The sequence below is a fragment of the Streptomyces sp. W16 genome, from assembly GCF_033194735.1.
Lineage (GTDB): Bacteria > Actinomycetota > Actinomycetes > Streptomycetales > Streptomycetaceae > Streptomyces.
The window spans coordinates 1-2,761 of the sequence record NZ_JAWOAI010000840.1 but is presented as its reverse complement, the minus strand read 5'-3'; the positions used below and the strand labels follow the sequence as shown (position 1 = coordinate 2,761).

4 protein-coding genes are annotated in these 2,761 nt (G+C 71.7%); all 4 read left to right on the top strand.

From position 1 onward, the window contains the following. Positions 1 to 504, top strand: a 504-nt coding sequence (locus tag R6V09_RS50260; protein ID WP_317888107.1) for a class F sortase, incomplete at its 5' end; no start/stop codon positions are given. Between the two features lie 156 nt (positions 505 to 660). Further along, positions 661 to 1,995 (top strand): ABC transporter ATP-binding protein, encoded by a 1,335-nt coding sequence (locus tag R6V09_RS50255; RefSeq protein ID WP_317888106.1) that lies wholly within the window; start codon positions 661 to 663, stop codon positions 1,993 to 1,995. 20 nt (positions 1,996 to 2,015) lie between these two features. Then, on the top strand, positions 2,016 to 2,468 hold the full coding sequence (locus R6V09_RS50250) for a DUF3574 domain-containing protein (RefSeq protein WP_317888105.1): 453 nt from the start codon (positions 2,016 to 2,018) through the stop codon (positions 2,466 to 2,468). Between the two features lie 122 nt (positions 2,469 to 2,590). Beyond that, positions 2,591 to 2,761, top strand: a 171-nt coding sequence (locus R6V09_RS50245; protein WP_317888108.1) for an aldehyde dehydrogenase family protein, incomplete at its 3' end; no start/stop codon positions are given.

Here is a 2,761-nt window from a genome sequence, read left to right as displayed (position 1 = left end):
GGCCGCCCGGCACCCGCGCCGCGCCCCCTGCCGCGCTCCCGCGCGACCGGTCTCGTCATCCCCTACCTCGACGTCGACGCCCCGGTCATCCCCCTCCGGCTCGGCCGCGAACGCCACATGTCCGCGCCGCCGAACGACGACCCCAAGCAGGTGGGCTGGTACGCGGACGGGCCCGCCCCGGGCGAACGGGGCACCGCCGTCGCTGTCGGCCACCTGGACACCATGACCGGCCCCGCCGTCTTCGCGGGCCTCGGCGAACTGAAGCCCGGCCGTCTGATCGAGGCCCGCCGGGCCGACGGCCGGACCGCCGTGTACACGGTCGACGCGGTGCGGACGTACGAGAAGGCGCACTTCCCCGACCGGGAGGTCTACGGCGCCCGTGGCCGGCCCGAACTCCGCCTGATCACCTGCGGTGGCAGCTTCGACCACCGGACCGGCTACTCCGGCAACACGATCGTGTTCGCCCACCTGACCGCGACCCGCGAACGGGGCCGTACGCACTGAACGCGATCGTCCGTTTTCTCACCACCCGGACGGACCCGCCCGATCCCGTCCGGTCTCTTCCCCCGGGCGCGCACATTCCGTTAGCTTCCGTGACTCACAAGCCTCGTACGACCCGTACGAGGTGATCCGATCGCGCAGCCCCCGGGGGCACTCGTCATGACACGCGCCATCTCCCTGCACGATGTGAGCAAGGCCTACGCGCGCGGCGCCCGCGTGGTGGACCGGTTGTCGCTGGACATCGCGCCGGGGGAGTTCCTCGTGCTGCTCGGGCCGTCCGGGTGCGGCAAGTCGACCGTGCTGAGAATGATCGCCGGCCTGGAGCAGATCGACGAGGGCGAGTTAAGACTCGACGGCGAGTACGCCAACGAACTCGCCCCATCCGAACGGGACATGGCGATGGTCTTCCAGAACTTCGCCCTCTACCCGAGCATGACCAGCCGCGACAACATCGGCTTCCCGCTGCGCATCGAGGCACCCGGCGCCGACCCGCGCCCGCGCGTGGACGCCACCGCCCGCATGCTCGGCATCGAGGAACTCCTCGACCGCTTCCCCAGCCAGCTCTCCGGCGGCGAACGCCAGCGCGTCGCCATGGGCCGGGCCATCGCCCGCCACCCCTCCGCGTTCCTGATGGACGAGCCGCTCTCCAACCTCGACGCCAAACTCCGCAACCACCTGCGCGCCGAAATCTCCTCCCTCACCCGCAAGTTGGGCGTCACCACGGTCTACGTCACCCACGACCAGGCCGAGGCCATGTCGCTGGGCGACCGGGTCGCCGTCCTGCGCGGCGGGGTCCTCCAGCAACTCGGCAGCCCCCGCTCGGTGTACGCGCTGCCCCGCAACGTCTTCGTCGCCGCCTTCATCGGCACCCCGCGCATCAACCTGCTGCGCGGCCTGGTCCGGGCCCCGTTGGACGGCGCGATGACCATCAGCCTCGGCAAGCAGTATCTGCGCCTGCCCGAACCCCTGTGCCTGGACCACCAGTTGCTCCGGGTCCAGCAGGGCCGCGAGGTCATCGTCGGTCTGCGCTCCGAGGCCATCCGCATCGCCAAGCCCGCCGCCGCCCGCCCCGGCGAGGTGGCGATCAGCGGCCTGGTCGAGCACGTGGAGTTCCAGGGCCACGAGGTCCTCGTCCACTTCAACACCGGCTCCAGGCCCGCCGTCGTACCGGAGTTGGAGGCCCCGCGCCCCACCCGCCCGGCCAGGCGCCGCCGACGCGAGGGCGGCGTCCTGGGCCGGCTGCGGGAGCGCGCCGGCGTACTGCGCGCCGGACCGGTCGTCGTCCTGGACCACCCGGCGGACCCGGAACCCGACCTCATACCGCCCGAGGGCCGCCTCCCCGGAGACCTCGTCGTCCGCACCACCCCCGACATCCAACTCCGCTACGGCATGCAGGTCCCGCTCCTCGTCGACATCGCCCACCTGTTCGTCTTCGACCAGCACGGCGAACGGATCTCCCCGGCTCCGGCGCGGCTGCCCGACCTGGACGAGTGACGACCGGTACGGATAGGTGCATGAACGTGCACTTCACCCGAAACAGGGCGGCCCTCGCGATCGCCGGCCTCCTCCTGACCGCCGCGGCCCCGACCGCTTACGCGAGCTTCGACACGGAAACCGCTCCCGCGCCGACGCGCGGCACGCCGTACGTCGAGACGCAGCTCTTCTTCGGCACCGAGCGGCCGGACGGCGGACCGGCCGTCACCGACCGGCAGTTCATGGCCTTCGTCGACAAGGAGGTCACGCCGGACTTCCCGGACGGGCTCACCGTGCAGAACGGGCGCGGGCAGTGGCGGGACGCCAACGGGAAGATCGAGAAGGAGCGGTCGTACGAGCTGATCCTGCTGTACCCGGTGACGGCGGCGGGTGCGAGCGACCGGAAGATCGAGGAGATCCGGCGGGCGTACGAGAAGGCCTTCGCGCAGGAGGCGGTGGGCCGGGTGGACGACCGGACCCGGGCCGATTTCTGAGGTGTCGGCGAGTCCGTTCTCCGAGGTGTCCGCGCGTCCGTGACCCGGGGTCTCTGGCGCCGGAAAACTAACACCGCTAGTTTGTGAGGCGGACGACGACGTCACGCCTGGGAGGCAGCACGATGAAGGCACACGACGGCATGTACATCGACGGCGCCTGGCGCCCCGCCGCGAGCGAGGCGACCATCGACGTGGTGAACCCGGCCGACGAGCAGGTGATCGACCGCGTCCCGGCGGGCACCGCCGCCGACGTCGACACCGCCGTACGTGCCGCCCGTGCCGCCCTCCCGGGC